This window comes from Prosthecobacter sp. (genome assembly GCF_046154365.1).
In the GTDB taxonomy this organism is placed as follows: Bacteria; Verrucomicrobiota; Verrucomicrobiia; order Verrucomicrobiales; family Verrucomicrobiaceae; genus Prosthecobacter.
Genome location: NZ_JBJXFV010000100.1, coordinates 1 through 2,878 on the forward strand (window position 1 = coordinate 1; position 2,878 = coordinate 2,878).

Annotated in this window: 4 protein-coding genes; all 4 read right to left on the minus strand. The window is 59.9% G+C overall.

Translation table 11 applies throughout. The features are described 5' to 3' along the window. The coding region (locus ACKVY0_RS12895; protein ID WP_409215233.1) for an SDR family NAD(P)-dependent oxidoreductase at window positions 1-466 on the minus strand (466 nt) is incomplete at its 3' end. A 68-nt stretch (window positions 467-534) separates the two neighbouring features. Then, window positions 535-1,215, minus strand: a complete 681-nt coding sequence (locus tag ACKVY0_RS12900) for a family 16 glycoside hydrolase (protein ID WP_409215234.1) — start codon at window positions 1,213-1,215, stop codon at window positions 535-537. A 43-nt stretch (window positions 1,216-1,258) separates the two neighbouring features. Next, window positions 1,259-2,287, minus strand: coding sequence for a zinc-binding dehydrogenase (locus ACKVY0_RS12905; protein WP_409215235.1), 1,029 nt, complete (start codon window positions 2,285-2,287; stop codon window positions 1,259-1,261). A 68-nt stretch (window positions 2,288-2,355) separates the two neighbouring features. Then, window positions 2,356-2,878: vWA domain-containing protein (locus tag ACKVY0_RS12910; RefSeq protein WP_409215236.1), on the minus strand; the 523-nt coding region annotated here is incomplete at its 5' end.

The following is a 2,878-nucleotide window of genomic DNA, read 5'->3' on the forward strand; positions in this document are numbered from 1 at the left end:
CTTTTGAGACGCTGTAGGGCATCAAATTGGGCTCACCACTGTAAGCGTTGACGCTGCCGATGTTGATAATACTGCCGTGCGACTCGCGGAGATGCGGCAACGCAGCACGGATGAGGAGGTAAGGCACCACGCAGTTGATTTCGAGCATACGGCGGAACCATTTGGCGTCCGTGTCGTGAATGTTGCCGAGGCCGACTTGCGCCGCGTTGTTCACCACGGCGTCGATTTTGCCAAACGCGGCCACAGCCTTCTCGACGAGCAGTTGCGGCGCATCCTCCTCAGCGAGGTCTTTGATCACGAGCACGACCTTGTCCGCGCCGAGTTCGGCGATGGTTTGATCGCCTAGGTCTTGCTCAAGCCCGTGGATGAGCACCCGCGCGCCTTCCGCGACGCAACGCTTCGCGATGGCCTTGCCGATGCCGGTGACACTTCCAGTGATGATGATGACTTTGTTTTCGAGGCGCATGATCCAAGCATAACGAGGCCAGCCGATGTTTCACCACGACAAAGTCTGTGCGAAATGCGTCCCGTGACTCAGGGCTTCACCACGCCTTTGATGCTAAAGTCGTCGTATTCCACGTCCACAGCGTTCGTGGTGAGGCTGATGAGCGATTTGGTGTCATGCGCGATGCCTGAGGACTTGAAGGAGCCGATGGCTTTGCCGTCGATGGTGACGCTGATCTCATCGCCTTTCGTCTGCACGACGAGGGTGTGCCAGTCTTGGAGGCTGAGCTTGACCGGGAACTTCGTCGTCTTCGATGCGAGCATCTTCTTTTCGTCGTCGGTGAGCTGGTTGGCCTTTTTGCGGTCGTAAAGGCCGTTGGCGAGGTCGAAGCCGCCGGTCTTGGCGTCGGCGAGGTTCACGCTCGTCGGGCTGATGGTGGCCTGGCAGATGTGCCCGGCGTGGGAACCTTTGTGGTTCTTGTCGTCAAACCAGACGTTGAAGCTCTTGGCCTTGTCGCTGACGAAGCGGAACTTCACGCTGACTTCGAGATCGCGCTCGCCGTCGATGCGGATGTTATCGACGGCGGAATGATCAGAAGTCGGCGCGGTGATTCCGACGAGCACGCCATCCTTCACGACGCTGGAGCTTTTATAGTGCCCCCAGGCCTTGCCGAAGCCTTCGGCGGCGAAATCGTCGGAGAAAATGACACGCGGGTAGTCGGCAGAAAAAGCAGCAGTGGCGAGAAGGAGGATCGGCAGAATGAGTTTCATGGGGCGTGAATAACGCCCCACAAGATACGAACCTTCACCAAAGTCACACCGGCCGCAGCACGCTCTTCACGACCTCGCCCTTGTGCATCTTTTCAAAGGCTTCGTGCCATTCGGTCACTGGCCAGACGCCGCCGATAATGGGTTTCACGTCGAACTGGCCGCTGCTGAGCAAGGCGATGACACGCTCCCAGATCGGCCAGTTGTGGCTGAAGCTGCCTTGCAGCGTGATGTTCTTCTGCACGAGCTGATCGAGGTTAAAGCCGAGCGGTTGCGGCCCCCAGCCGACTTTGCTGATCCAGCCAGCGGGACGGACGATGTCGAGCGCGATCTTGAGCGTGACGCTGGCACCTGCGGCGTCGATGACGCCGTCGCAGCCGAGTCCGTCGCGCTCCATGGCCCAGGGCTTGGCATCGCCGATGATGACCTCGCAGCCGTAGTGCTTGCGGGCCAGTTCCAAACGATGCGCATCCTGCTGCAAGCCGACGATGGCGACTTGAGCACCGCATTGCTTCGCCATCGCTGCGCAAAGAATACCGATGGTGCCTGGCCCAAGAACAACAACGCGGTCGCCGGGCTCGATGCGAGCATTTTTGACGACGGCATTGTAAGCGACACAACATGGCTCGGTGAGGCAGGCCTGCTCAAAGGGCAGATGATCCGGCACATGATGCAAAATGCGACTGGGCACGCGCACATACTTCGTCATCGCGCCGTTCACGCCGTAGCCGAAGCCCTTGCGCGTGCTGTCGAGGTTGTAGAGGCCGCGACGGGTCATGGGATTGTCTTTTGAGATGATCGCTGCGGTTTCGGAGACGACACGGTCGCCTTCCTTCCAGCCTTCCACGTCTTTGCCGACTTCGATGATGTGGCCGCCGAACTCATGACCGAGCACGACCGGGTAATTCACCGGCCAGGAGTGATCCGCTGTCCACTGATGCAAATCAGAGCCGCAGACGCCGACATTGGCGACTTCGAGGAGCACGTCCTCGGCTCCGATGGTGGGCTTTTCGATCTCACGGATTTCGACGGAGCCTTTTTCGGGCGCAAAGTTAACGACAGCGGCGGATTTCATGGTGGCTGGTTCTATCGCAGCCACAGCGGATCATTGCCACGACAAAGAGTGTACGAAATGCGGCGATCCTACCACGGCGTGAACCGCAGTCCGAACAGCGCCAGCACGCTCACGCCGAGCACGCTGAGCGCCGGGATGAAGAAGGGATCGTAGAAGTCGATGACGTGCGGGCGCTTCTCCAGCACGACGACTTTTTTCATCTCGTCGATGCTCTTGAAGACGCTCACCAACGCCTCGGGTGTGACGGCGTTGAAGACTTCGCCGCCGGTGGCGCGGGTGATGTTGATGAGGGGCTCGGAGATCTTGTCGCCCGTGAGCATGATCGTGAAGACGGTGATCTTTTCTGACCGCAGGTGCTCGATGACCGCGGCATCGAGCGGCGGATTGATGTCGCTGCTTTCGCCATCGGTCATGAGGATGAGCATGCGGTCGCCGGTGGGGCGCTGTGCGAGCAGATCGGCGGCACCGTGCAGGGCCTTGCCGATGTAGGTCTGGCCCCAGAGTTCATCGGGCAGGCCGTGGCGGCCCATGGAGGGCGGATCGAGCTTGGGGTTGTTCGGTTCGATGAAGCGCTTCGAGAGCGGGATGGAC